We start from the raw sequence: 24,720 nt of genomic DNA on the forward strand, positions 1-24,720 counted from the left end.
GAACCTGGACCACCAAACCCAAGCGCCTCACAGCTATGTTCCACTAAAGATCCGCCTGGACTGCCTCGTGGGGGCTGGTCAGACGCCAGCATCGGCGGCTTCGATAGCCGCCGGATCCAGACGTTAGTTTGCCATTGGCGCCCAGACTGAGCGCTCGATGACTGTGCTGTCAGTGAAATTCTTGACGTCCGCCATGACTTGGGCTGTCTCCGGTGACACGAGAGCCGCTTCCATCGCCGCTGCATCGCGAAAGTGGTAGATGCCAATGGACAGCACGCCTTTTCCGTCATCGCTGGGGAAGAAAGCGGAGGCCTCCTCAAGGCCATACTTTCCCCAAAGCCGTATGGCGAGTTGGATGTGGGTGGTGGCGTAGTAATGGCGATCCATGCGGGTGCCCGGCGCCCCGTTGCACGTCACGAGCATCTTGATCACGCGTCTCTCCTCTGCTGTTCAGCACGCCGGTTCATCTTCTGAAGATCGCCACAGATGGATAATGCAATGTTTCTCTGTATTGGGCAGGCAGCTATCACTGCTGCGCACCCGTCGAAGCGTTCGACAGTGTCGGCATCGCCGCGACTTCGCTGATGCAGATTCCTCCCCGCGCCCCTGCTCAATCCTCGTCCTGCCACCGGCGCAAACCAGTCTGGTCATGATAGGCCATGCGGTCCGGCGTGGTGATGAATTCAATCATCGTGCCCCAAGGCATGCGGCAGTAGCAGACCCTGTTTCCAGGGCCCTTTTCAGTGGCATACGGAATAGCGCGTGGCGCGGTGAGGGGGATGCCTCCGGCCTTCTGGAAGCGCTCAACCGATGCGTCGATGTCGTCGGTGTAAATGCCGAAATGCGTGATGCCGAAGTCGCTCGCTCGGACCGGCTGAGCTTGATCGGGGCTGTGCATTTCGAAGAGCTCAATGTCGGGTCCGGTTCCGATCTTGACCATCGCCTGCGCACGCACGACCGTTCCGGGGAAGGCGCCAACGGCCCGCTCGAATTCAGGTCCCTGCCGTGGCGGATCCTGCGGACCGAAGGACTGATAGATCACCTGGCCGCCGAAAGCCTCCACCAGGAAGGATTTTGCCGCTTCGATGTCGAGCACCGTGATGCCGATATGATTGACGCCGCGAATGACAGGTGCAGACATGACAAGTCTCCTTTCTTATCTGATCGGTTCACCAAAACACTGCGGGTAGGTTGCGGTCGCAGTGTTGCGATCCGCGCGGCCTATGACGGCGCGGACGCAGAGGTTCAATTGGCTTTAAGGAAAGCGATCAGAGCGGCGGCGACTTCATCCGGCCGCTCATCTGCGACATAGTGGCTGCACCGGGCAATCGAGCCGCCCGCCACATCCACGGCGAACTCCTTGAGCATCGGCACCATCTGCGCACCGAAGCGCTGATCCCCGCCGAGACCTAGCACAGGCATCTCGAGCTGCTGCTTCTTGTACTCGAGTGCGGCCGCATGATCGGCGGCCAGGGTACGATACCATTCCATGCCACCACGGGTGCGGCCAGGAAGCGCCATCGCCTTCGCGTAAATCTCGATGTCCGCGTAATGGAAGGTGCTGTGATCGTAGAACCGCTCAGCCATGAAGGTCGAAACATAGTCATATTCTCGGCCATGGATCAGACGCTCAGGCAGATCCCGGTTCATATGGAAGCTGAAATGCCAGAGCCTCGCGGTGGTCGCCTCCCAGCCGGTCCAGCCGGGGAGCGGAACGTCGAGGACAGCGAGATGCGTGACAGCCTTTCGATAAAGTGCCGCCTGCGGCATCGCCACCATGCCGCCGATGTCATGTCCGCAGACGGCGTAGCGTTCATGCCCGAGGGAAACCATGACTTCGTGCGCGTCGCGCGCCATCGTCGCCTTGTCATAGCCGTCGAGCGGGCAGTCGGAAAAGCCCGCGCCACGCAGGTCTATGGCCACCACGCTGAAATGCTCGGCGAGCAGCGGCATCACATGGTGCCACTCCCACCATGTTTCCGGCCAGCCGTGAAGCAGAAGGATCGGTGGGCCTGAGCCTCCCATGACGGCGTTGATCTTGATGCCATTCGCTGGCACCAGCTGCTGGGTAAACCCTTTCAAGGTTGCGATCATGATTGCTTTCCAGTCGATGTTGACGTTCGAACAGAATTCACAGGCAGCGCTCAGCGCTGGTCGAAATCGGTGGCGATCGTGATGTCGCGCCAGGCGTCGATATCGCCGCGGAAGGCAGCCAGCTTTCGCTCGGCGATCGCATGCGCGACCGGGCCGAGCGGCAGATGAAGCGGGGCGCCATCGGCGTCGACTGCCTGCAGGATCACCGAGATCGCCTTGTCGGGGTCACCCGCCTGAATGCCGTTGTTGGTTTCGCGGTAGTGCTTGCGCGAACTCGCGGCGTATTCCGGCATCTCGTTGGCTGCCATCGTGATCGACCGGCCCAGGAAATCGGTGCGAAAGGGACCAGGTTCGACGATCAGAACGCGGATGCCGAACGGCTTCAGCTCGCTGGCGAGCGCTTCGGAAACCCCTTCCACGGCGAATTTGGTGGCGTTGTAATATCCGCCACCGCCGCCGCCGGCGATGCCAGCGCCGGACGACATATTGACGATCGTGCCGCCCGAACGTCGCAGGACAGGCAAGGCGGCTCTGGTGGTTTCGATCAAGCCAAAGACGTTCACCTCGAACATCGGCCGATATTCCTCGGGCGTGCCTTCCTCGATTGCGCCAAACAGTCCGTAGCCAGCATTGTTTACGAGCACGTCAAACCCGCCGAAGGTCTCGACCGCCTTTGCGATCGCTGCCTTGGCCGCCGCCGCATCGGTCACGTCCAGTGGCAAGGTGATCATCCGGCTACCGAACGGCTCCGCCATGTCCTCGATCGTCTCGACAGTGCGGGCCGTAGCGATGACCTGATCCCCGCGTTGTGCCGCAGCCAGTGCGAGCCGCCGGCCGAAACCGCTTGAGCAGCCCGTGATGAGCCAGGTTTTCATTACTTTTTCTCCGGATTGTTTTCAGGCGACGCCGGACACTCTCAGCCATCGCCTCGATCGCCATGTTGATCATGATGTTGCGGGCGAACTGCAACGTTCGGGTCGGTTAGGGGACTAGACAAAGCTGCCGGAGGCGGAGCGATGGAACCCATGGCTTTCAACGTCATCGGCACTGGTCGGACTTGGAAGGATCCGCGGCTTCGGCGCTCGTACAGGCACCGATACGTCGCTCAGAGCGGCTGCACGATGCTGCGCTGTGGTTTGACGGCGGTGACGATGTCGACGTCAGCCATGACCTGGGCGGTCTCTGGTGCTTTGAGCGCCGCTTCCATGGCGGCCTCGTCGCGGAAGTTGACGATGCCAACCGCGATCAGCCCGGCACCATCACCTTGTGGAAAAAACCCTCCGGCGCTGACCAGCCCATAAGGCCCCCAGCATTTCCGCACGAGCGGGAAGTGCAGGTTGATCCAATGATCGCGGTCGAACGGCGTCTGCTCATCGCCCTCATAGGTCACCAGCATCGTGATCATCATCGAAGTCCTTATTTGTAAGCGCTGGAGCAGGCGCCGCCTTCTGCTACACAATCGTTCCGCGCGGTCCGGATGAGCTTCCCTTAAGTTTCAGAGCCAGACTTACCCGGCGGCTGCCTTCATGGGCCGGCGAGATCCACAGAAGGGAGCGCTTCCAAGCGATGATGGGAATCTAAGTGCTCAGATTTGTTCTTTAACGGACATAAAAGTATTGTCGGCGTTCAATTCTGTTTGGGTGGTTGTGATGGAATGGAGTGACGTCAGGATCTTTCTTGCTGTCGTTCGGTCCGGCACGCTCGGCGGCGCGGCGCGCGCACTGCAGACAAGCCATCCGACCGTCGGCAGGCGTCTGCGCGCCCTTGAGCAGGCGATTGGCCACACGCTCTTCCAGCGGACTGCGGACGGTTTTGTCCTGACCGACGAGGGCCACGGGATCATTGCCATGGCGGAGCAGATGGAAGCGGGCGCGCTGGCCATGGAGCGCCGGCTTGCCGGGCAGGAGCAGGACCTCAAAGGCAGTCTGCGCATTTCAGCAACGGACTGGTTCGGGGCCTATGTCCTGTCTCCCATCCTAGGGGATTTCTCGAATGCCTACCCCAATGTCGACGTCGAAATCCTGACCGGCACGCGTCGGTTCAGCCTCGCCCAGCGAGAGGCCGACGTCGCCTTCCGTGGCGTTCCGTTCGACACTGCTGATATCGTTCAGCGGCGGATCTTCAGGCTTGAATACGGCGTCTACATCGCCGAGGAGGCGCCTGACCCCAAATATGGCGACGGGACGGGTTGCCGGCTGATCATCCCTTCCAAGGGCCACTTCCCCGACGTCGCATGGCTCATCGAGAGTTTCCCCAAGGCAAAACCGGTCCTGCGATCAAACAACCGCAACGTCCAGGGGCGCATGTGCAGGCAAGGCGTCGGCATTGCTGTCCTGCCCCGCGTGGTCGGCAATCAGATCCCGGGTGTCCGCAGGCTGGAACTGCCGACGTCGCCGCCAGCGCGAGACATGTGGATGGGATACCACCGGGATCTACGGCGTCTTCAGCGTCTTCGCGCGTTCATCTCGACCGTGTCGGACCATATCGGCAACACGACCGCATGATGGAAGGCCGCTCGTGCGTGCGCACTGGACCGGCCCCCATTGGGGTTAGTCGCCTTACCTCTACCTTTAGGCCAACGTCCTGCGGCGGAAGGTGAGGAGAAGGGCGGAGACGAGAAAGTAGAAGGCGCCGACCGCGGCGTAAGGTGCAACGTCGGTCACGCTCGGGAGCACGGCTTCGAGTGATCGCTTGATGAAAAGTCCCCCAGCGAGCGCAGACTGTGTCCCGCTCAAGATCATGACCCACTGGGCACCGTACGCCTTCCATCGCCTTACCCCGGTGGCGAGCTGCAACAGGCCGGCGAGGATGGCCCAGATCCCAAACGCTGCAAGCACAGTGTTCATGTTGCCAAGCGTGGCCGCTACGGCCAATGCCGTGGCCCCGCTTACACCGACGTTGAAGAATTGCGTCGGGTTGCGTGCAAGCCCACCGCTCCGATGCGCGTCGAACAGGTTTGCGAACGCGTCCCAGGCCGGATAGGCGACAAGCAGCACGCCCCCCGCCGCCAGGGACGCCTTACCCGCTGTGAAGGCCATCGCAACCCATGCTGCCGATACGCCGGCACGCAGGTAGTAGTAGTCTCGCAAACCGGGCAATCCACCCTGAGCCGCCGCATTCAGTGACGCGCTGCCGAGAACCTGAGAAGCCATTCATCCAACTCCACTGACCATCTAGTCGGTCAGCAGACCGTATGCGCTTGCCTGAGGCGACGCAAGAGCTTACTTACTAGTTGGAAGGTGAGGCGGACATGGCGACAACAGCGGACCGGATCGTGGACGAAGCCCGCAGCCTCATCATGACTCGCGGCTATAACGGCTTCAGCTACGCCGACATCGCGGTAACCGTCGGGGTCAGCAAGGCGAACGTGCACCATCACTTTGCAGCCAAGAGCGATCTTGCAACCGCAGTGGTGGAGCGGGCGCACGCCGGCATCCGGGCGCAGGTGGAACTCTTGAAAGAAAGCGAGCCTGAGGCTGCTGAGCAGCTACGCGCCTACGCGAGATATTGGGAGCGCTGTATCCTCGAGGGCTCTGCCCCGTTCTGCATTGCCGCGATGCTTGCGGCTGAACTGCCGAGCCTGCCCGACGATGTCGCAACAGCAGTCAGGGCTTTCTTCGTTGAACTGAAAGGGTGGCTAACAAACCTCTTCATCCTAGGTCTCCGCCAGGGCAACGTGACGCTTGCTGGCACGCCGGAGGAGGAGGCCGACGCCTTCCTGTCCGCGGTCTATGGAGCGATGCTGTCCGCCCGCGCATTTGGCGATCCGCATCGCTTCGCCGTAATCGTTGAGACGCTCCTGTCGCGGGTCATGCCGTTCCGGTAAGTCCAACGCCTTGGGTTGGGTAAAACGGCAGGATGGAGTCTCGCTGTGCGCAGGATCGGTCTACTCGGCGGAATGAGCTTCGAGAGCTCGGCCATCTACTACCGAATGATCAACGAGGCGGTGCGCGAGCGCCTGGGCGGGTGGCACTCGGCCGACATCCTCATGCGCTCGGTCGACTTTCAGGCCGTGGTCGACATGCAGCGGGCGGGTCATTGGGAGCAGGCTGGACAATGTCTTGCCGACGCGGCCCGAGGATTGGAAGCTGCCGGCGCCGAATGCATCGTGTTGTGCACGGTGACCATGCACCTCGTCGCCCCGGCCATCGAGGCCGCCGTGGGCGTACCCTTCCTCCACGTCATTGACGTTACCGCGGAACGCCTCAAACACGCTGGACGTCACCGGCCACTGCTCCTGGCGACGCGCTACACGATGGAGCAGGGCTTCTACCAGGCCCGAATGAAGCGTCATAGTATCGATGTCATGATCCCAGGGCTGGATGGCCGCACCCTTACTCATGACATCATCTTCGACGAGCTGTGCGCCGGGAAAGTGCTCGACCGCTCGCGCGAGGGGCTGATTGGCTTGGTCACACAGGCAAAGACACAGGGAGCGGACAGCCTAATCTTCGGTTGCACGGAGGTCGGCATGATCCTCGATGTGGGCGGTACGCCCCTGCCTGGCTTCGACAGCACCGCGATGCACGCCGCGGCGGCGGTGGATTTCGCTCTCGACTTCGACGCTCGCAACCACGCCGCTTGACAACCGGCGAGGTTGGACCCCGGCTCCGTCCGCCGACCGGTCGGGCCCTCCCACCGTTCGATCTCGCGCGCCATGTCGCCGAGTTTGTCCCAAATGAGATGCAAGGCGTTGCTGCCGAGCTGGAGATGGACCGGCAGTTCGTTCTCCAGAAGCGAACACAGATGTGGTCTCACATGCGATAAGGCTCCCCTGCCGCAGATTGATGCGTGCTGGGCAAGACAGTCTCCGAGGTCTTGCCCTACGTGCCCGGCGTAATATGAGCGGCCCACCCCAAAAGGGTGCCGAAGGCAGCAGCCATGATGGCTGCTCCTGCTACCTCCAAAACTTTCCTGAGATGGGAGACGGGTTGAAGTCGCTCAATCGGCGATGTTTGCGCCCAAAGCGACACCGTAATAAGAGCTCCGGCGAAAGTTGCCACGGCATACTTCCAAGATATACCAGTGTGCGGAACGCGGCCTAACACGAAGGCGCCGTGCACGGCCAAACCGGTTAATCCAGCCCGCCAGAGGAGCTGCCAATGGGTGCTCCACATATTACCTGATCGGTCATAGTTGGCGCTCATGGCAGAATGACCCGTAGCATCTCTAGGCTGTACGCCAGCAGCAGCAAAACAGCGGCTTCATCCCACCGGCCAAAGCTTGATGGGCTTATCACTTCACCATGCGTTTTGGCGCAGGCTAAAGTGCTCATGGCCGCGACTACCAACATGACTTTCGGAAAAGTTGGTGCGCCAGCTACAAGTTTCTGGAAGGCACACCAACTTCCGATGAACAGCAGAATCAGAGTGAGGCGGCGAACGGCGTCAATCGACTTCGCATCAAGCCGAGCCTGAACGACTCCCCGGTGAGGTCCGCCTGAATCGTCATCGCCTTGCAGGTTTTTGGCCATCGAACGATCAGAAGAATGCCAATAGCATCACGATAAAAGCCAGCGCTGCGATACCAAACATCAGATGGTATCGTGTAACGCTCCGCACCGACTGGTCACGGGTCGCCGTGACACATGCGGAATCCGCTCTTGCCTTGGGGGCGTAGCTTAGGTTGCTCGAAGGAGTTATGCCCTGACCAGAACGACGCCCAAGCCACAGCTGCTCGATCGTTGCGTCGGAACGAGTACGGGTCATTGGCCGCGTCATGCTGCCTCTCCATGCGCCGGCCTCGGCAGCATCGCCACAGGATGGTGGGCCTGCTCTGCTGGGATCAGATTGGCCAGGATACGAGCCAGCTGTAGCCGGGTCGGCTCCTTGGCATGAAGCAAGGGCAGACGCAGTGTCGACTCACACAAGCCGAGACGGCTTAGTGCGGCCTTGACCGGAATAGGATTGGACTCAGTGAACAGCGCCGCATGCAGCGGAGCTAGCTTGTCCCGCAACTCGAAGGCCTTGTCGAACTGGTGTAAGGCCCAAGCTTCCTGCAATGCGGCGCATAGGCCAGGCACGACATTCGCGGTCACCGAGATGCAGCCGATGCCACCCATGGCGAGATGCGCCACAGCGGTTGCATCATCACCAGACATTTGCGGGAAGTCAGTGCCACACAATGCACGAAGGCGCTGCACCCGGGCCAGATCCCCCGTGGCATCCTTGAGCGCCTGGATCAGGCGGTCGTCATACAGCCGCGCGATGGTGTCGTCTGCGAAGCAGACCGCCGCCCGCGACGGCACGTCGTACAGGATGATGGGCAGGACAGAGGCTGCAGCGACAGCCCTGATATGGGCGATGAGCCCATCCTGCCCTGGCTTGATATAGGGCGGGGCAGAGCAGAGTAGCGCGGACGCCCCGCACCGTTCGGCGGCAACCGCCAAGCGAACCGCCGCCTCGGTCGATGAGGCCCCGACTCCCACAAAGACTCCTGCCTTGGAGCCGACGGTCTCGGCCGCGATCCGAACAATACGAGCATGCTCGTCAGGCAGAAGCGCTGGCGCTTCGCCCGTGCTGCCACATACCAAGATGGCGGAAGAGCCCTGCTTGACGGCGCGGTCAGCCAGCGCGGACAGGATCGCCTCGTCGACTGCGCCATCGGAGTGGCGGAACGGCGTCACGAGAGCCGGCACAGAGCCAGCATAGAGGGGAACGCTGAATGTCATCGCTTTTCCCGGTGTGAGAGAGGAGCGTCTCGCGCCATCCTCAAGGCCAAGGCTCAGTTGATGGGAGCGAGGCGGAGATTGCAGATCAGCAGGAATTGCCCATTCGCCTGATGCTTGAGGCGAATGCGTCGGAAGCCATAGGCACGAAGGCGCCCGGAGATGGATTGCGCAATCGAGAGGGGCTGGGCACCAGCCAGGATAAGGGCGAGAAGGCCACCCTGGCCGTTTGCGATCAGCGCCCGTCGGCCGCTCTCGGCGATGGCGATGGCTTCGGCCTCTGAAGTGATCCGCGGCGCCACGACAACATCGGCGGGCTCGGGCCGCTTGGGCGGGGTCAGTGCCTCGCTGGCGGCGCGGCAGCCATGGCGCACGGCGTCACAAAGCACCTCGATGCATGAGCACCCCAGAACAAGCACTCGGTCTGCCTCCCTAATTCCAATCTCGTCGAGCAAGCTGGGCTGTTGCTCGGGCAAGTCTGGCCGATGGTGCGTTGCTTCCGGTTGGCCAAAGCTCAATGACGAGCCAACAGCGTCAGTGGCTGGAGAGACCTGCGCTATGCTCGGCGTTGCAGTGGATGACAAGGTGACTGAGGGCATCGAAACCTCCACCGCACCAAGATCGGCCGCTGCGAATAAAGATGCGATGTCGATTGCAGGCCGGATCCGTAAACCCTCCATAAAATTTGCCAGGGCTTTGCCTCGCGGTGTCGAAGTGTTCGCACTGTCAAAGTCAGTGCGGACACAGCAGTTTTAAACTACTCGCCAAAGCGGTAGCCAAGGCCAGGTTCTGTTCGCAGCAGGTGTGCGGCCGGGCCAAGCTTCTGCCGCAGATGCCCGATATAGACGCGCAGATACTGCGCATCGCCGGCATGGGCGGGGCCCCATACCGCAGACAACAACTGACGGTGGGTGATCACGCGGCCCGAATGTCGTGCCAGCATGACCAGCAGGTCCCACTCTCGCCGGGTGAGTTGCAGCGGTGCCGCCGCGCCTTGTACGCGTACCAGGCGGGCGGGCATGTCGATGGTAACGGGCCCGACGCGGAGTTCCTCCGGCTCGATGGCCGGTGTGGTCGCAGCCCGGCGCAACACCACCCGAAGGCGTGCAAGAAGCTCGGCCAGGGCGAAGGGCTTCTCGATGTAGTCCTCGGCCCCGGCATCCAGGGCGAGGACCTTGCTCTGCTCCGTGTCCCGTGCCGACAACACGATGACAGGGGCCCGACTGAAGCCCGCCAGTCGCTGGAGAACGAGCTGCCCATCCAGATCCGGTAGGCCAAGATCGAGTATGATAGCCGCAGGACTGTGCGATGCCGCCAGCCGAAGTCCCTCCGCCGCGGTCTCGGCCCGCAGAGTGACATATTCCGCCGCTTCGAGTGCCGGTGTCAGAAATCGGTGGATCTGGAGTTCGTCATCGATCACCAGGATACGGGATGCCGTCACGCTGGGAACCTCATGGTCATGCGGGCGCCATGGCCTTGCCGGATCGGGCTCTCAGCCGCAATCCGCCCCTGCATGGCGCCCACCAGGCCACGGCAGATCGCCAGCCCGAGCCCCGAGCCGGCGGTGATGCGGTCGGTCCGGCTCGCCCGGAAGAACGGATCGAAGATGCGATGCAGGTCAGCGGGCGGGATGCCCGGCCCGTCGTCTTCCACAAAGATGGCAACCTCAGCGCCTTCGCGTCGCACTCCAATCAGCACCTGGCCATCGGGACCTGAGAATTTGAGCGCATTGTCGAGAAGGTTGCCGAGCACCTGGTGGAGGAGCACCGCGTCTAGCTGCAGTACCAGGCGCTTGGTTTCCAGATCGCGCCCGATGCGACGGCCCGAGGTGGCTTCCGCCCGTTCCGTTGCGGCTTCCACCGCCTCCATGACATCCACAGACTCGCGTCGCGCGGCGATCTCGCCAGCTTCGACACGGACCATGTCGAGGATGTTCGACAGGAAGCGCCCCATGCGCGTTGCCTCCTCGACGATGGTCGTCAGTAAATCGGTCCGGGTGGCCTCGGTGAGCCTGTCGCCGCTATCTCTGAGCGTTTCCGCCGCGCCGCGAATGCCGGTCAGCGGCGTCCGTAGGTCGTGTCCAAGGGACGTCAGTAGCGCGGTGCGCAAAGCCTCGGTCTCGGCGCGGGCTGTGCCACGTGCCCGCTCCTCTATCAGTTCCGCTCGCTCGATGGCGACCGCGGCTTGGTCGAGCAACGCCGTCAGCGCGCGGTCTCGCTCCACGTCGAGGTCGTGGCCCTCAGGCGGCTGCGTCCCAACCAACCCGATCACAGTATGGGCCGTGCGCATGGGTCGGAACTGCCAAGCCACGGCCGGCAGGGTGTCGGTACCGTGGCCCGTGATGACGCCGTGCTCGAAGGCCCAGGCGGCGGCGGCCAGGGAGGCATCATCCGGCTCGGCCTCGGTTGGGATCGCAGCACGGACCACCAGCTCGACTGGTGTTCCGGGAGGTCCACCAGGTAGCGGCATCAGCACGCAGGTTGCATGGCCGGTTACCCGCTGCGCCTCCTCGGCGACGGCGGTGACGAGATCGGCCTGCGATCCCGGAGCGCCGAGGCGGCGGGAGAACTCGACCAATCGCCTCAGACTGAACATCCGGGCCCGCGCCACCCGCACGGACCGGCCCAGCCCGCCCGTGGTTCCGACCAGCAACAGGGCAACCAGGCTGAACACCACGACGCCGACTACATCCTGCGCGCTGGCGATCGTCAGCTCGTAACGCGGCGGCAGAAAGAGGTAATTCCAGCATAAGAACGACAAAAAGGCGGCGACCAGCGCCTGCGGCGGGGCGGCCACCATCGCCGCAGCGACGATCGCAGCGAGATACACCATGCCGAGCGCGCCCTCGGGCACGATGCCGTCGGTGGCGAGGCCAATACCGGTCGCCACCCCGACCAGGACGGGGACCATTCCCCAACCGAACCAGGCGGGCAGCGGCCTGCGCTCCCGTAGGGGACGCGGTGGCAAGGCAGGGTTGGGCACCAAATGCAGCGAGAACTCTGTCGCTTGGCGCAGCAGAGCCGCCGAGAGAGCGCGGCCCGCGATACGCCGCCACCAAGCGGTGCGGCCCCGCCCGAACACAAGATGGGTCACATTGCGCGCCCGGGCACAGCTGAGAATGGCCGTCAGCAGATCGGCTGCCACCACCGTCTCGACCTCGGCGCCCAAGGCTTCGGCCAGTTGCAAGGCCGGCGACGGGTCGACACGGTCCTCGGCCCCCGGCCGCTCCACATGCAGGGCGACGAGCGAGCCGCGCAATGCGTCGGCGATGCGCCGCGCCTGGCGGACCACGGTCTCAGCGGCAGCGTCGGGCCCGACCAGCGCCAAAACGCGCTCGCCGGTGGGCCAGGGGCCGCTGATCGCGTTGGCCCGCATGTAGCCGGTGACCTCGGCATCAACCCGCTCCGCCGTCCGGCGCAACGCCAGCTCGCGCAGTGCGGCGAGATTGCCCTCCCGGAAGAAGCCTTTCAGCGCGCGCTCAGCCTGATCAGGCCGATAGATCCGGCCCTGCCGCATCCGCTCGAGCAACTCCGCCGGCGGGATGTCCACCAGCTCAATTGCATCGGCCTCGGCCAAGATGCGGTCCGGAACGGTCTCGGCGACCCGCACGCCGGTGATGCGCGCTACCGCGTCTGACAGGCTCTCGAGGTGCTGGACGTTCATTGTGGTCCAGACCTCGATCCCCGCCGCCCGCAGTTCCTCGACATCCATCCAGCGCTTGGGGTGGCGGCTGCCCGGCACATTGGTATGGGCAAGCTCATCCAGCAGCAGGATCTGCGGGCGACGGGCCAGGGCCGCATCCAGGTCGAACTCCTCGAGCGCCTGGCCACGATAGTCGATGCGGGCTCGCGGCAGGACCGGAAGCTCGCCAATCTGTCCCAGGGTCTCGGCGCGACCATGAGTCTCGATCACACCGGCAATTACATCGGCACCACCCAGTTGGCGCCGGCGGGCCTGGACCAGCATTTCGAAGGTCTTGCCAACCCCAGGGGCAGCGCCGAGGAAGACCTTCAGCCGCCCACGACCCTCCTTGGCTGCCATGGCCAGCAGCGCATCGGGGTCGGGGCGACCGGGTTCAGTACGGTTCGGGTCGAGCGGCATGGAGACCAGTGCAGGCTTTGACATGCGGTTGCACGGATGGCTCAGCCTTTCTCGACACCTGCCAGGTGAACCAAACCGGCAACTGAGATCCCGATGACGCAGGCACCGACGAGCCAAAGACGTGCTTCACCAGAGCCGGTCGCCGAGGCTGACACGCCCAGACCGAACCCAAGCGAGCCGACAAAACCCCAACCCAGCTCGGCCAGGAACCCCAGAAATAGCAGAGGTTTCGAGCCGATAGATCGGAGCGCCCGGCGTGCGCCCCCATCGCGGGCAAGCGGCTTCGTCCTGCCACTTCGGGCATTCACGCGGACAACAACTGGCATCCCGGTCACGGCCACGTCGCCCACCCCCTCAGAAGACCTTGCTCAAGGTGAAGAGCACGCGGCCGTCGCAGGCGCGCTGGCCGCCGCTCGCCCGGTCGGCGACGGGGATGCAGTCGCGCTTGCTGATATCCGTGCCGTACCAGGCGACCGAGGCGGTCACGCCGGCATAGATCTCGCGCGAGACGCCGATCGAGTACCAGAGGTAGTCCGGCGTGCCGAAGAGCGGGTTGCGCTCGATCCACTGGTGGCCGAGGCGGCCCGAAGCGGTGAAGCCGTAAGGCAGCGTCACGTCCGCGCCGCCCTCGACGTAGAAGCCGTCGCCCGAGCGGCCGAAGAAGTTCGGCGAGTAGTTGAAGGCGCCCATCAGCTTGACGATGTCGATGGTGTAGGAGGCCTTGAGGGCGACCTCGTGGTACTCGTTCAGCTGCGTGCCCGGCGCCTTGTTCTGACCTGGGTAGAGATAGGCGATGTAGCCGACATCGAGTGCGACGCCTCTCAACTCGAAGCGGTAGCCGGCCAGCAGGTCGAGTTCCTGCCGCGTGTTGTTCCAGGGGCTGGCGACGAATTTCGCGTTGGTGAGGAAGGCGCCGATATAGAAGCCGCTGTCGTGCTGGACATCGACCGTGCCCTGAAAGGCCCAGTTGTTGCGCGTCTGGCTGATGCCGCGGAACAGGTAGTCGTTCGCGATCACCGGCGTCAGCGTGACGGTGAGGCCGAGGGACGGGATGGCTGTCTGCGCCGCGGCGGGCAGTGCCGGCAGCCAGGCCAAACCGCCAAGGAGCAGCGCGCTAAAGAGTTTGCGCATAATGTCTTGTTCCTTCAGCGCAGGGCGTCGAGTGCGAGATTGAGCCGCAGGACGTTCACCCGCGGCTCGCCGAGCAGGCCGAGTTCGCGCCCCTCGGTATTGGCGGCGACGGCCGCCTGGACGCGCTCCGCCGGAAGTCCGCGTGCCGCGGCGACACGTGCCACCTGCTGCGCCGCATTGGCCGGGCTGATATGCGGATCGAGACCGGAGCCCGAGGCGGTGACCGCATCCGCCGGCACTGGCGCCGGCCCGTTTGCCTCAACACGCTCACGGACCGAAGCTAGCAAGCTCTTGCTGGTCGGGCCTTGCTGCGAGGCGGCGGACGCCGCTGCGTTGTAGGGGGCAGCGCGGGTCTTGCCCTCGTTCTCCGAATCGGCCTCGGTGGTCGCCGACGGGCGGCCATGGAAGTAGCGCTCGCCAGCGAAGGCCTGGCCGATCAGCGTGGAGCCGATGACCTTGCCGTCGCGCTCGATTAGGCTCCCACTGCCTTGGCTGGGGAAGGCAAGCTGGGCGATGCCGGTCATGGCCAGCGGCATGGCAAGGCCGGTGATCGCGGTGAGGGCGACCACCATCGTGACCGCGGGGCGGAGCAGCGTGTTCATGGCTCAATAAATCCCGAAAAGGTTGAGCAGCAGGTCGATCAGCTTGATGCCGAGGAAGGGCGCCACGATGCCGCCCAGCCCGTAGATCAGCAGGTTCCGCCGCAGCAGGGCCGCCGCACCGACTGGCGTGTACGCCACGCCGCGAAGCGCCAGTGGCACCAGCGCGATGATGATCAGCGCGTTGAAGATCACCGCCGAGAGGATCGCGCTCTCGGGGCTCGTCAACCGCATGACGTTCAGCGCCTGCAGCTCCGGATAGCTGGCGACGAAGATCGCCGGCAGGATGGCGAAGTACTTCGCCACGTCATTGGCGATGGAAAAGGTGGTCAGCGCGCCACGGGTGATGAGCAGCTGCTTGCCGATCTCGACGACCTCGATCAGCTTCGTCGGATCGCTGTCGAGGTCGACCATGTTGCCCGCCTCGCGCGCCGCCTGGGTGCCGGTCTGCATCGCCAGGCCGACATCGGCCTGGGCCAGCGCCGGCGCGTCGTTGGTGCCGTCGCCGGCCATGGCCACCAGGCGGCCCTCGGCCTGAGCATCGCGGATGTAGCGGAGCTTGTCCTCCGGCGTCGCCTCGGCGATGAAATCGTCGACGCCGGCCTCGGCGGCGATCGCCGCCGCGGTGAGGCGGTTGTCGCCGGTGACCATCACCGTGCGGATGCCCATGGTGCGGAGGGCGGTGAAGCGCTCGCGGATGCCCGGCTTGACGATGTCCTTTAGTTCGATCGCCCCCAGCAGGCGACCCTCCTTGGCAACCGCCAGCGGGGTACCGCCCGACCGCGCGATGCGCTCCACAGCCTGAGACAGCGCCGGCAGCGGGTCGGCGCCAACCGCCTTGATCAAGCTTTCGACCGCCCCCTTTCGGTAACGGACGCCCTCGGCATCAAGGCCCGAGATGCGGGTCTGGGCGGTGAAGGGCACGACCTTGGCGTCGGCTGGGAGGGCAGGCGACGTCACGCCGTGACGGTCACGCGCCAGGGTGAGGATGGAGCGCCCTTCGGGGGTCTCGTCGCCGAGGGATGCCAGGACCGCGGCCTCGGCCAGCTCACGCTCGGAGACGCCGGGCACGGGCACGAAGGCCGCGGCCTGGCGGTTGCCGAGGGTGATGGTGCCGGTCTTGTCGAGCAGCAGCACGTCGACATCGCCAGCCGCCTCCACCGCTCGGCCGCTGGTCGCCATGACGTTGAAGCGCACCAGCCGGTCCATGCCGGCGATGCCGATTGCCGAGAGCAGCCCGCCGATGGTGGTCGGGATGAGGGTGATCAGCAGCGCCGCCAGCACCGTGACCGAGGGCGGCTGCCCGTTCCAGGAGGCGAGCCCCACCAGCGTGGCCACGGCAATCAGGAAGATGATCGTCATGCCGGCGAGGAGGATGTCGAGTGCGATCTCGTTCGGCGTCTTTTGGCGCGACGCACCCTCGACCAGGGAGATCATGCGGTCGAGGAAGGTCGAGCCGGGCGCGGCGGTGATCCGCACCACCAGCCAATCGGAGACCACCATCGTCCCGCCGGTGACCGCGCTCCGGTCGCCGCCGCTCTCGCGGATGACCGGAGCGCTTTCGCCAGTGACGGCCGCCTCGTTCACCGAGGCAATACCCTGAACCACCTCACCGTCCGACGGGATCAGGTCGCCGGCTTCGACGAGGACTACGTCGCCGAGCTTCAGATCGGTCGCCGCCCGCGGTTGCCACAGCGTCCGGTCATCGGGGCGGACCAGCAGCTTGGCGCGGGATTCGGTCCGCGCCCGGCGCAGGCTCTCCGCCCGGGCGCGGCCACGGCCCTCAGCGACGGCCTCGGCAAAGGTCGCGAAGAGGACGGTGAGCCAGAGCCAGGCCGCGATCCCCGCCGCGAAGCCCCATTCCCCACCGGTGACGGCGGAGCGGATGGCGAGGACGGTGACGAGGGCCGAGACGACCTCGGTGGTGAAGATGACCGGGTTCCGCACCAGGGACAGCGGATTGAGCTTGCGCAGCGCGTCGCCCGTCGCCCGACCGAGGATCGCCCGGTCGAAGAAGGCAGAGCCACTGGCACGGGAGGTGCGCGTAGAGGCACCCTGGTGGATGGGCGGGGAGATGTCGGGCATGACGCGGACCTCAGAAGGTCTTCGCCGCGAGCATCACGAAGTGCTCGGCGAGCGGACCCAGGGCAAGGGAGGGGAGGAACTGCAGGCCACCGAGGATCAGAATCACCCCGGCAAGAAGCCCCGCGAACAGCGGCGTATGGGTCGGAAAGGTGCCCGTGCCTTCTGGCACCTTCACCTTTGCCGCCAGCGATCCGGCGATCGCCATGACCGGCACCACGAAGGCGAAGCGGCCAAGCAGCATGGCAATGCCGAGGGTGGTGTCGAGCCAGGGCGTGTCAGCGGTCAGGCCGCCGAAGGCCGAGCCGTTGTTCCCGGCCGCCGAGGTGTAGGCGTAGAGCATCTCGGTCAGGCCATGCGGGCCCTGGTTCGCCAGCGATGACAGGGCCGCCGGCAGCACCATCGAGATGGCGGCGAAGCCGAGGATGGTCGCCGGCAGCACCAGCACCGCCAGCATGGCGAGCTTGACTTCGCGCGCTTGTACCTTCTTGCCGAGGAACTCGGGGGTGCGGCCGACCATGAGGCCGGCGACAAAGACCGCGAGCAGCACGAAGATCAGCATGCCGTACAGGCCGGACCCAACGCCGCCGGGCAGCACCTCGCCCAGTTGGATCAGGAACAGCGGCACCATGCCACCCAGCGGCGTGAAGCTGTCGAACATGGCGTTAACCGCGCCGCAGGAGGCGCCGGTGGTCGTAGCCGTGAACAGCGCCACCAGGGCCTGCCCGAAGCGGACGTCCTTGCCCTCCATGTTGCCGAGCGCGGCGTCGACACCGGCGGCGAGATGCAGGGGGTTGCCCGCGGCCTCGGCGGCATAGATGGCGGCGGTCGCCGCGATGACGAAGCCAAGCATGACAGAGAGCAGCACCCAGCCCTGCCGCCGGTTACCGACCATGGCGCCGAAGGTCACGCAAAGCGCGAAGGGGATGACCTGATGGCACCAGATCTGCAGCGAGGTCGTCAGCGCATTCGCGCCTTCGAAGGGGTGCAGAGCGTTGACGCCGAAGAAGCCGCCCCCGTTGGTGCCGAGATGCTTGATGGCGACCTGGAAGGCGACGGGCCCGAGCGCGATGACCTGCTGGGCGCCCTCCAGCGTCGAGGCCTCGACATAGGCGCCGAGAGTCTGGGGCATGCCGAGCGCGACGAAGGCGAACCCGACCACCACCGAGAGCGGCAGCAGGACGTAGAGGGTGACGCGGGTGAGGTCGGCCCAGAAATTGCCGAGCTGCGACACTTTCCCGGCGGCGAAGGCCCGCGACAGGGCAAGCGCAAGGGCGATGCCAGTCGCGGCGGAAACGAAGTTGTGGACCGTCAGCCCTGCCATCTGGCTGAGGTAGGACGCAGCCACTTCGCCGCTATAGGCCTGCCAGTTGGTGTTGGTGACGAAGCTGACTGCCGTGTTGAAAGCAAGATAGGGCGGCATGCCATCGAAGCCCTGCGGGTTCAGCGGCAGCACCCCTTGCAGTCGCAGTAGCCCATAGAGTGAGCCGAAGCCCGCTGCACTGAAGGCGAGCATGGCGAGCGCATAGCCCTTCCAATCTTGCCCGCGCATCGGGTCGACGCCCGCCAGGGCATAGATGGCCCGCTCGACCGGCCCGAGGATTGGATGCAGAAATGTGCGCTCACCGGCGGCAACGCGCGCGATGAAGCGCCCGGTCGGTATCGCGGCGAGCAGGACGCAGGCGAGTACGAGCGCAATCTGCGCCCATCCTAGAATTGTCATGATGTGGCGGCCCCGCTTACAGGCTTTCGGGGCGCAGCAACGCCCAGAGCAGATAGATCAGCAGGCCGGCGGTGACGGCGCCGCCGAGCACGAGTTCGAGCATGGCGCCCTACACCCGCTCGCAGGCGGCGGTGTAGGCGGCTAGCAGAGCAAATATGCCAAGGCCAAGGGCCATGAGAAGCACGTCGAGCACAATCGCCTCCGGTGAACGGTATGATCACCGAAGAGGCGTAGGAGCTTGCTGCGTAACGGAGCTATATAAATGGCGGCTTAGATGCGTAAAAAAACTATAAAAGCTTGGCTGATCGGCCTGCTCGCGTGTCTCAGACTGCTGGCCTGCCCAACGTCAGTCGACAGGTGGTATGACAGATGACTCTATATGCAGAGTTCGAAGCGATCGCCGTATCGCATTGAGCAACTTGGCTTTAACCACCATAAGATCATAGAGATTAGCGTAGAGCTGATGCTCCCATGGACATAGGTGGATTGCCCTAGCATAAGGTCTCCGTTCCTTCTATAGAGCGGTCCGAACCAAGCATCAGAGCACCGCACCATAGGTGAGCGCCGACAATGCAGCGCCGAACAGGCCCAGCGCGCCGCCAACCCAGGCCAGGATCGGCATCGTGGTAATGATGGCCGCTGAGGCGAGCACGATGCCGACCTGGATGGCCGCGGACGCTGCGTCAAAGCGCCCATCCTCCGCCATGGCCCGGTCGCGCAAGGCTTCCGCCGCGCGGGCACGTTCCATCAGCTCTCGCCGTCCCTCGCGGGTTTCGGGCTCGCTGTCCCAGCGGGACACCGTAGAACGCCAGCGCTGAATCTGCTGTTCGAGAGCTGCACGTGCTGCGGGATCCGAGAGCTGGGCAACATCGAGAGCCGCCCGATCCGCCTCGGCGCTGAGGATGGTTTGCCGGATAGCGCGTGCTTGGAAGAAGGCCCAAAGGTTGGCCGATTCGACATTGCGCAACTGCGCCTCGGTTTTGGCATCATCACCGGCAACCTCCGTGAGCGCCAACGCCAGAGCAAGGGCGGCAATCAGCAGAGCAACCCGCTTGTTCTCGCCTGCCTTCTCAGCGGCCTCGGTTGCAGCATGGTCAGACATCGGCTCGTCCGTCGATTGGGGGGACCAAAGCGGCATCTCCTCACGCCGTCAGCTCAAAGCATAAAGCTCGTGCGCGCGAGGTTGCGTTATCATCCCGTGCTCGGGCGGTGACTTACGCTTGCAACGTAGCACCGCCACTTCGAGCGGGTGACGCAGCATCGGCTGAGCAGCAGGAGGTGGGCGGTGCTGCAGTAGAGATGCTTCCGCAAGGTGGCGATTGCGTTAAACTAATTCGGGTCTGCGATGCTGCCGCGCGCTGCGGCCATATAGCGGTTCCAGACTGCAACGCAATCCTCGCCACACCGCTCGATCCACTTCGGCAGCACGACCCTTCGAAGCAGCTGCGCACGACGCTGCTGATCTTGCGGCGTGTCTTCGAGCACCACCATGCGGCCCGGCTTGCCCCGAACGCAGCGGGGTGACCCCGCATTGCAGAGGAAGCCCTCCTCGGTTTCGCGCTCTGCCGCCTGCCAAATCGCGGTCTCCAGGGCCCTCAGCCCGTGTTGGATCTGGGTCCGCACCTGCGGCGGCAATCCGGTCCAGGCACCGAGGTTGGCACCGAAGAAGGAGATGCCCCAGCCGATGGCCTGCCGCGACAGTGTCGAGGTGAGGACCTGCAGCCCGAGCGCATTGCCCGAAAGACTGCCGGTGATCGCGCATTCCACGGCGCGGTGCTCGAGGGCACCGCGAATTCCGGCAAACGGGATGACGACGGGCGCGGCCCCCAGTGCTTCCAACATCTCGCTCTGCCCGACCGAGGAGACCCTGACCCGCCGGCCGGACAGATCGGCGAGGCTGGAGAATGGCTCCCGGCAGAACAGTACCTGTGCAGGATAGGTATAGACCGCCAACAGCTGCACATTGTACCGATCCCGCAGGACGGTCTCGAGCCGCGGTCGCAGCAGGTCCCGTGACTGGCGGAGGGTTGCGATATCAGGATTGAGTGTCGGCAGGTCCATCGCGGCCAATTCCGGCTCGTCGCTGGCAGCGACAGCCAGGCTCACGGTGCCGAACGGCACGACGCCCAGCCTCATAAGCCCCAGCATGTCGGAACCACGGATGCCGCTGCCATCGAATGGCGCAATGTCTGCCCGGACCCGGCCATTGGTCAGGCGCGGCACCTCCGTTGTCCAGAACGGGGCCTCGTAATGCTCGTACTGGGTGACGCCGCCGAGCCCGCCCGCGATCCGCAGATGGATCGTGGCTGCGTTTTCCCCGGCAGCCGGCGTCAGCCCGAGTGCGACTGCGCCAACAAATGCCAGGATGGCGCGCCGTGCCCAGCGGACCACGCGGCGAGTTCGGAGTGTGGCGACCAGTCCCACCATGGTATCGCAACGGACTCTGAACGGAGTTTCGACTTATTCGAGTTTTCGATATCAGAACCGGCCCTGAGATTGCAAAAATTCCATGATCGCTATTGGGATCCCGGCCGAGCTTTTACCCGCTTTGATCGCCCCATCGGCATCGCCAGCCCTCTTGGCTTGGTCGACGATCAGGGTGCTCGAACCTTCTTGCAACGAAATCACTGGTACCGAGACTGACGACACGACATTCATTAATGCTGCAGCAGCCTCTGAGCCATAGCCTGCTCTCCTCTCCTCCCGGGTACGCAGCTGCCATCTCACAACGCATGCTGACATGCGATAAACCGCCGCTTACTGTAGGTCAGCCCGTTATCAAATGCAGGCCGGAACCGCATTTGGGCGATGCCTCCCGCCGCCACACCACGCTTAGCAAGCCACCAGGGGAAACCCGCCAGGGCCGGTTACCGACCTGGTTGGCCGACACCACCCAGCAACCAGGAAGGCCCTCACCGGCCTGGAAAACGCATCCAGCAGGGTGCGGCCCGGCGCCGCTGGTCGCGGCGCCTCACCCGCCTCAGCATCATGCCCGGAAAGCTCGCCAAGGAAGCCCGTCCAGGCAGGCGCCTCGCCGCATCTTGCTCAGCCGAGCAGCCGGTCCCATGCCCCTTGCTCGAAGATGTGCGGCGGCAGGCCGTGGGGGCCCTTCCACATGGCGACCATCGGCAGCGCCACGGTCGGGTCGGCCGCGATGCGCCTCCAGGCGCGCAGGCGCCGCTGGCGCGCCTCCTCCGTGAACTCGGCATTGAGCGCGGACACGAGCCGGCCGGCGAAGCGCAGGCGCCGCATGCGCTCGCGCCGCTCCTCCACGTAGGGTGCGAAGGCGCCTCTCTCCCAGCCACCGCCGAGGAGGACCTCGGAGACGAGGCGCACGTCGCGCAGCGTGATGCTCAGTCCCTGGCCGATCGTGGGGTCGTTGTGCCCGGCCGCGTCCCCGACCAGCACCACCCCCGGCGCGACCGGCACATCGACCCAGCTGTCCGCGTTCGGGTAGCCGTGGCAGGGCCCGGCCGGCCGCGCCGCGGCGAGGGCCTCCCCGTGTGGGAGTGAGGGCACGCGGAAGGCGGTGAGGAAGTTCTGCGCCGCCTCGGGACCGGCGAAGCGCCTACGTTCGCCCAGCCCGTGGTTGAGGTAGAGCCGCGCGCGGCCGCCACCTTGCGGGAAGACGTAAAGCGTGGCCTCGCCGTGGGTGCCCATGGTCTGGTCCCCCTCCGGCCACGCCTCCGCCCCCTCGACCAGCAGGCCCGCCATGATGTGGTGGACGGGGTCGGTCTCGGCGCGCGCGCCAACCTGTCGCGCCACCGCCGAGCCGCGCCCGTCCGCGCCGACCACCAGCCGCGGCGCCACCTCGCGTCGGCGGCCGTCGTGCGTAAAGGTCACCTGCGGGCGCTCGCCGGCCTCCACGGCGAGGTCGAGCACGCCACGCAGCAGGGTCGCCCCAGCCGCCTGTGCCGCGGCGTCCAGCACCTCGCATAGGCGGGGGTGGCCCATGTTCAGCGCGCCCGCCACGCCCGGCAGCATGGCCCCGAGGTCGAAGGCTCTCGTCCGCGCCGCCTCAGGGTCGAGGCCCTCGCGGTAGGGGACGGAGCGCACGGTGTAGTGCGCGCCGGCGGCAGCCAGCAGGTCGAGGATGCCAAGCTGGCTCGCCTCGGCCACCCCCCAAGGGGCCATGAACTCGCCCCGGACCCGGTCGCGATGGACCAGCGACTTCTCCAACACTAGCACGTCCAGACCGCCGCGGGCGAGAACCGTGGCCAAGGCGCCGCCTGCTACCCCTGCTCCGACGACCACTACATCCGGCTCTTCCGACAAGCGCCACCCTCCGCAGGTCGTGGGCGCCGTCCCGTGGCGGCGAAGCCACCCAGCCTACAGTCTTGCTTGGGACCAAGGTCGGCGGCAATCAAAACCGCAAGGCCAGGGAGGCGCTGCGCACTTCAGGGCGCCGATCTCATTCAGGTTGGCGTCGTCCACGGCTTCGAGGAGGTCGTCGCGGGTCCAGGTCCGGGTGTCGCCGCACCCATCGCAGACCAGGACGAGGCCGCTGCGGGAGCCGCTCGCCAAGCTTCCTCGGCGAGCGGCTCTGCCCTGGACGTTCGGCCCGGCGCCCGATCGAGCGAGGGATACGCCCTCGCCACGCGGGCAGGATTCACTCCTGCAGTGCCGTAAGAATGCGCCTTACGGGGCACCACATTGAGCAATGGCAGCGGTGGCGCTGACCAGTCACGAATGCGGAACGAGTTAGCTTTCCGTTTTATGTGCGCAGAGATGCCCAGCACCAGCGTCATCCTCGACGATGGTGTGGAGAGAGGAGGCCACCTGCCCCCGGCAGACTGGATGCTACGCTGTTATCTCGTTCAGCAGCCGCGGCCTGGCTCCGGCACCTGCACCCCCAGCCGATCCGCCGCCGCCTCGAGCTGTTCGACGGCGGGTGGGGGTGATCGCGGGGTTGCAGCATCCGCATCATGGGCAATGAGGAGCAACGAAGCCGCTAGCTCTGGGGACCGGACCTGGGCAGGATCGGGCGGCCTCGGCACTGCGCGGCAGCAGCCTTAACGCCGAAAGTTGCCGACGACCGGAATATCTGGGAGGTGGCGATGCGGGTCCTGGTTTTGGGCGCTGGCGCAGTCGGCGGCTACTTTGGCGGACGACTGGTCGAGGCCGGTGCAGCCGAGGAGGTGGCCTTCGTGGTCCGCCCCGACCGCAAGACGCAGCTCGACCGCGACGGTCTAGTGATCGAGAGCCCGAGCGCGGGCGCCTGGTGCGGCTCGGTGCGCGTGCTGCTTGCCGAGGAGCTTCGGCCCGGCTGGGACGTGGTGGTGCTCACCTGCAAGGCCTACGACCTTGATGATGCGATTGAGGCGCTCCGCCCTGCGGTGGACGCACGCACTGCTGTCCTACCGCTGCTCAACGGTCTCGCGCACCTCGAAGCGCTCGGGGCCGCCTTCGGTGAGGAACGCGTCCTCGGTGGACTAGCCAAGATCCAGGCCACACTGGGGCCTGACGGCGTGGTGCGCCACCTCGCCCCGTTCACCGCCCTCGAATTTGGTGAGCTGGATGGGCGCATGTCAGAGCGCGTTCTGGCGCTGCGGGCTGCCTTTGCCCGCACGCCGGTCGGGGTCGAGGCGGCACCCGACATCCGTCGCCGCATGTGGGAGAAGCTCGTTTTTCTCGGCGCACTCGCTGCGGCGACGGTGCTGATGCGCGCGAACCTCGGCGAAGTCGCCGGCGCCCCGGGCGGTAGTGCGTGGCTGGAGCGGCTCGCCCAGCGCAACGTCGCGATCGCTGCCGCGCATGGCCAACCGGTCCGGCCCGAGTGGATGGAGCAGGAACTCCTCCCCTTCTTCCGAGGTGCCCTGCCCGGCAGCACCGGCGCCGCCGCCTCAATGCTGCGCGACCTTGAGGTTGGCCGGCGAATCGAGGCCGACCACGTGCTCGGTTTCATGCTTGAAGCAGCCCGGCGCGCCGGGCTGCCCGACGAACTGCACGAGGCGGCCTACCTGCACGCCAAAGCTTATGAGGCCCGCCGCGACGCCGGCAGACTGCCAGGCGGCTAGCCTTGTGCGGCGCGGTGCTTTGATCGCGCACGCCCGTCACCTGCGGTGATACCCCTCACCGCACGTGAGCCGGCGCTGCCGCAATCGGCTTGGACGCAAAGGAAAGGCCGCCCGGGGGAGCGGCCTTGAGCCGCCTGGGGGTGCGGCTTTGAGTGGGGAGCTTCTTGATGAACAGCCCGCCAACGCCGCCCCGGCCGGGCGGGTTTGCGAGCGTTCCGCACCAGCAGCGGCGCTGCCCAAGTCGGCTTTGCGCGAGTGTGGCGGGAGGGGGCCATCCAGCCCCGGCAGACAACAGGCAGCCCACCG

At 65.3% G+C, this 24,720-nt stretch carries 23 protein-coding genes; 4 read left to right on the top strand and 19 right to left on the bottom strand.

Features of this window, described 5'->3' with window-relative positions:
• Positions 1-123: 123 nt before the first annotated feature.
• The 5 genes from JMJ56_RS24820 to JMJ56_RS24840 all read right to left on the bottom strand — a co-directional run bounded on the left by JMJ56_RS24820 (position 124) and on the right by JMJ56_RS24840 (position 3,499).
• Complete coding sequence (locus JMJ56_RS24820) at positions 124-423, bottom strand: EthD family reductase (protein ID WP_202834472.1); 300 nt, start codon at positions 421-423, stop codon at positions 124-126.
• A gap of 187 nt (positions 424-610) precedes the next feature.
• Positions 611-1,141, bottom strand: a complete 531-nt coding sequence (locus JMJ56_RS24825) for a VOC family protein (RefSeq protein ID WP_202834445.1) — start codon at positions 1,139-1,141, stop codon at positions 611-613.
• 104 nt (positions 1,142-1,245) lie between these two features.
• Positions 1,246-2,094 carry an alpha/beta fold hydrolase gene (locus JMJ56_RS24830; protein WP_202834446.1) on the bottom strand — a complete coding sequence of 283 codons (849 nt, stop codon included), beginning with the start codon at positions 2,092-2,094 and terminating at the stop codon, positions 1,246-1,248.
• A gap of 50 nt (positions 2,095-2,144) precedes the next feature.
• Entirely contained in the window at positions 2,145-2,969 is an 825-nt protein-coding gene (locus JMJ56_RS24835) for an oxidoreductase (RefSeq protein WP_202834447.1), read from the bottom strand.
• 230 nt (positions 2,970-3,199) lie between these two features.
• Positions 3,200-3,499, bottom strand: a complete 300-nt coding sequence (locus JMJ56_RS24840; RefSeq protein WP_202834448.1) for an EthD family reductase — start codon at positions 3,497-3,499, stop codon at positions 3,200-3,202.
• Between the two features lie 244 nt (positions 3,500-3,743).
• Between JMJ56_RS24840 and JMJ56_RS24845 the strand changes: the two genes are divergently transcribed.
• On the top strand, positions 3,744-4,598 hold the full coding sequence (locus JMJ56_RS24845; RefSeq protein ID WP_202834449.1) for a LysR family transcriptional regulator: 855 nt from the start codon (positions 3,744-3,746) through the stop codon (positions 4,596-4,598).
• A 66-nt stretch (positions 4,599-4,664) separates the two neighbouring features.
• Here JMJ56_RS24845 and JMJ56_RS24850 read toward each other — a convergent pair whose 3' ends face one another.
• A complete protein-coding gene (locus JMJ56_RS24850; protein WP_202834450.1) occupies positions 4,665-5,246 on the bottom strand; it encodes a DUF308 domain-containing protein in 582 nt (193 codons plus the stop codon).
• Between the two features lie 122 nt (positions 5,247-5,368).
• Here JMJ56_RS24850 and JMJ56_RS24855 point away from each other — a divergent pair, with 122 nt between their 5' ends.
• A complete protein-coding gene (locus tag JMJ56_RS24855) occupies positions 5,369-5,920 on the top strand; it encodes a TetR/AcrR family transcriptional regulator (RefSeq protein WP_202834451.1) in 552 nt (183 codons plus the stop codon).
• Between the two features lie 45 nt (positions 5,921-5,965).
• Entirely contained in the window at positions 5,966-6,679 is a 714-nt protein-coding gene (locus JMJ56_RS24860; RefSeq protein ID WP_202834452.1) for an aspartate/glutamate racemase family protein, read from the top strand.
• Between the two features lie 558 nt (positions 6,680-7,237).
• Here the strand turns inward: JMJ56_RS24860 and JMJ56_RS24865 are convergent.
• The 13 genes from JMJ56_RS24865 to JMJ56_RS24925 all read right to left on the bottom strand — a co-directional run bounded on the left by JMJ56_RS24865 (position 7,238) and on the right by JMJ56_RS24925 (position 22,651).
• On the bottom strand, positions 7,238-7,567 hold the full coding sequence (locus tag JMJ56_RS24865; RefSeq protein ID WP_202834453.1) for a hypothetical protein: 330 nt from the start codon (positions 7,565-7,567) through the stop codon (positions 7,238-7,240).
• A 243-nt stretch (positions 7,568-7,810) separates the two neighbouring features.
• On the bottom strand, positions 7,811-8,764 hold the full coding sequence (gene dapA, locus JMJ56_RS24870) for a 4-hydroxy-tetrahydrodipicolinate synthase (RefSeq protein WP_202834454.1): 954 nt from the start codon (positions 8,762-8,764) through the stop codon (positions 7,811-7,813).
• 53 nt (positions 8,765-8,817) lie between these two features.
• On the bottom strand, positions 8,818-9,135 hold the full coding sequence (locus JMJ56_RS24875) for a hypothetical protein (protein ID WP_202834455.1): 318 nt from the start codon (positions 9,133-9,135) through the stop codon (positions 8,818-8,820).
• A 383-nt stretch (positions 9,136-9,518) separates the two neighbouring features.
• Positions 9,519-10,202 carry a response regulator gene (locus tag JMJ56_RS24880; protein WP_202834456.1) on the bottom strand — a complete coding sequence of 228 codons (684 nt, stop codon included), beginning with the start codon at positions 10,200-10,202 and terminating at the stop codon, positions 9,519-9,521.
• On the bottom strand, positions 10,199-12,886 hold the full coding sequence (locus tag JMJ56_RS24885) for a sensor histidine kinase KdpD (protein ID WP_328702465.1): 2,688 nt from the start codon (positions 12,884-12,886) through the stop codon (positions 10,199-10,201). The genes JMJ56_RS24880 and JMJ56_RS24885 overlap by 4 nt, the downstream gene beginning before the upstream one ends.
• Before the next feature lie 330 nt (positions 12,887-13,216).
• Positions 13,217-13,993, bottom strand: coding sequence for a TorF family putative porin (locus tag JMJ56_RS24890; protein ID WP_202834457.1), 777 nt, complete (start codon positions 13,991-13,993; stop codon positions 13,217-13,219).
• A 14-nt stretch (positions 13,994-14,007) separates the two neighbouring features.
• The gene (kdpC, locus tag JMJ56_RS24895) at positions 14,008-14,595 is read right to left on the bottom strand and encodes a potassium-transporting ATPase subunit KdpC (protein WP_202834458.1); all 588 of its coding nucleotides are present in this window, start codon (positions 14,593-14,595) and stop codon (positions 14,008-14,010) included.
• Positions 14,596-14,598: 3 nt separating this feature from the next.
• Positions 14,599-16,677, bottom strand: a complete 2,079-nt coding sequence (kdpB, locus tag JMJ56_RS24900; protein ID WP_202834459.1) for a potassium-transporting ATPase subunit KdpB — start codon at positions 16,675-16,677, stop codon at positions 14,599-14,601.
• 10 nt (positions 16,678-16,687) lie between these two features.
• The gene (gene kdpA / locus JMJ56_RS24905; protein WP_202834460.1) at positions 16,688-18,397 is read right to left on the bottom strand and encodes a potassium-transporting ATPase subunit KdpA; all 1,710 of its coding nucleotides are present in this window, start codon (positions 18,395-18,397) and stop codon (positions 16,688-16,690) included.
• Positions 18,398-18,413: 16 nt separating this feature from the next.
• On the bottom strand, positions 18,414-18,500 hold the full coding sequence (kdpF, locus tag JMJ56_RS35640; RefSeq protein ID WP_202834474.1) for a K(+)-transporting ATPase subunit F: 87 nt from the start codon (positions 18,498-18,500) through the stop codon (positions 18,414-18,416).
• A 435-nt stretch (positions 18,501-18,935) separates the two neighbouring features.
• Positions 18,936-19,499, bottom strand: coding sequence for a DUF4337 domain-containing protein (locus JMJ56_RS24915; RefSeq protein WP_202834461.1), 564 nt, complete (start codon positions 19,497-19,499; stop codon positions 18,936-18,938).
• 227 nt (positions 19,500-19,726) lie between these two features.
• Complete coding sequence (locus tag JMJ56_RS24920) at positions 19,727-20,824, bottom strand: TRAP transporter substrate-binding protein (protein ID WP_202834462.1); 1,098 nt, start codon at positions 20,822-20,824, stop codon at positions 19,727-19,729.
• 618 nt (positions 20,825-21,442) lie between these two features.
• A complete protein-coding gene (locus JMJ56_RS24925; RefSeq protein WP_328702466.1) occupies positions 21,443-22,651 on the bottom strand; it encodes an NAD(P)/FAD-dependent oxidoreductase in 1,209 nt (402 codons plus the stop codon).
• 803 nt (positions 22,652-23,454) lie between these two features.
• Between JMJ56_RS24925 and JMJ56_RS24930 the strand changes: the two genes are divergently transcribed.
• Complete coding sequence (locus JMJ56_RS24930; RefSeq protein WP_202834464.1) at positions 23,455-24,414, top strand: ketopantoate reductase family protein; 960 nt, start codon at positions 23,455-23,457, stop codon at positions 24,412-24,414.
• Positions 24,415-24,720 lie beyond the last annotated feature (306 nt).

The organism is Belnapia arida, assembly GCF_016773205.1.
Lineage (GTDB): Bacteria > Pseudomonadota > Alphaproteobacteria > Acetobacterales > Acetobacteraceae > Belnapia > Belnapia arida.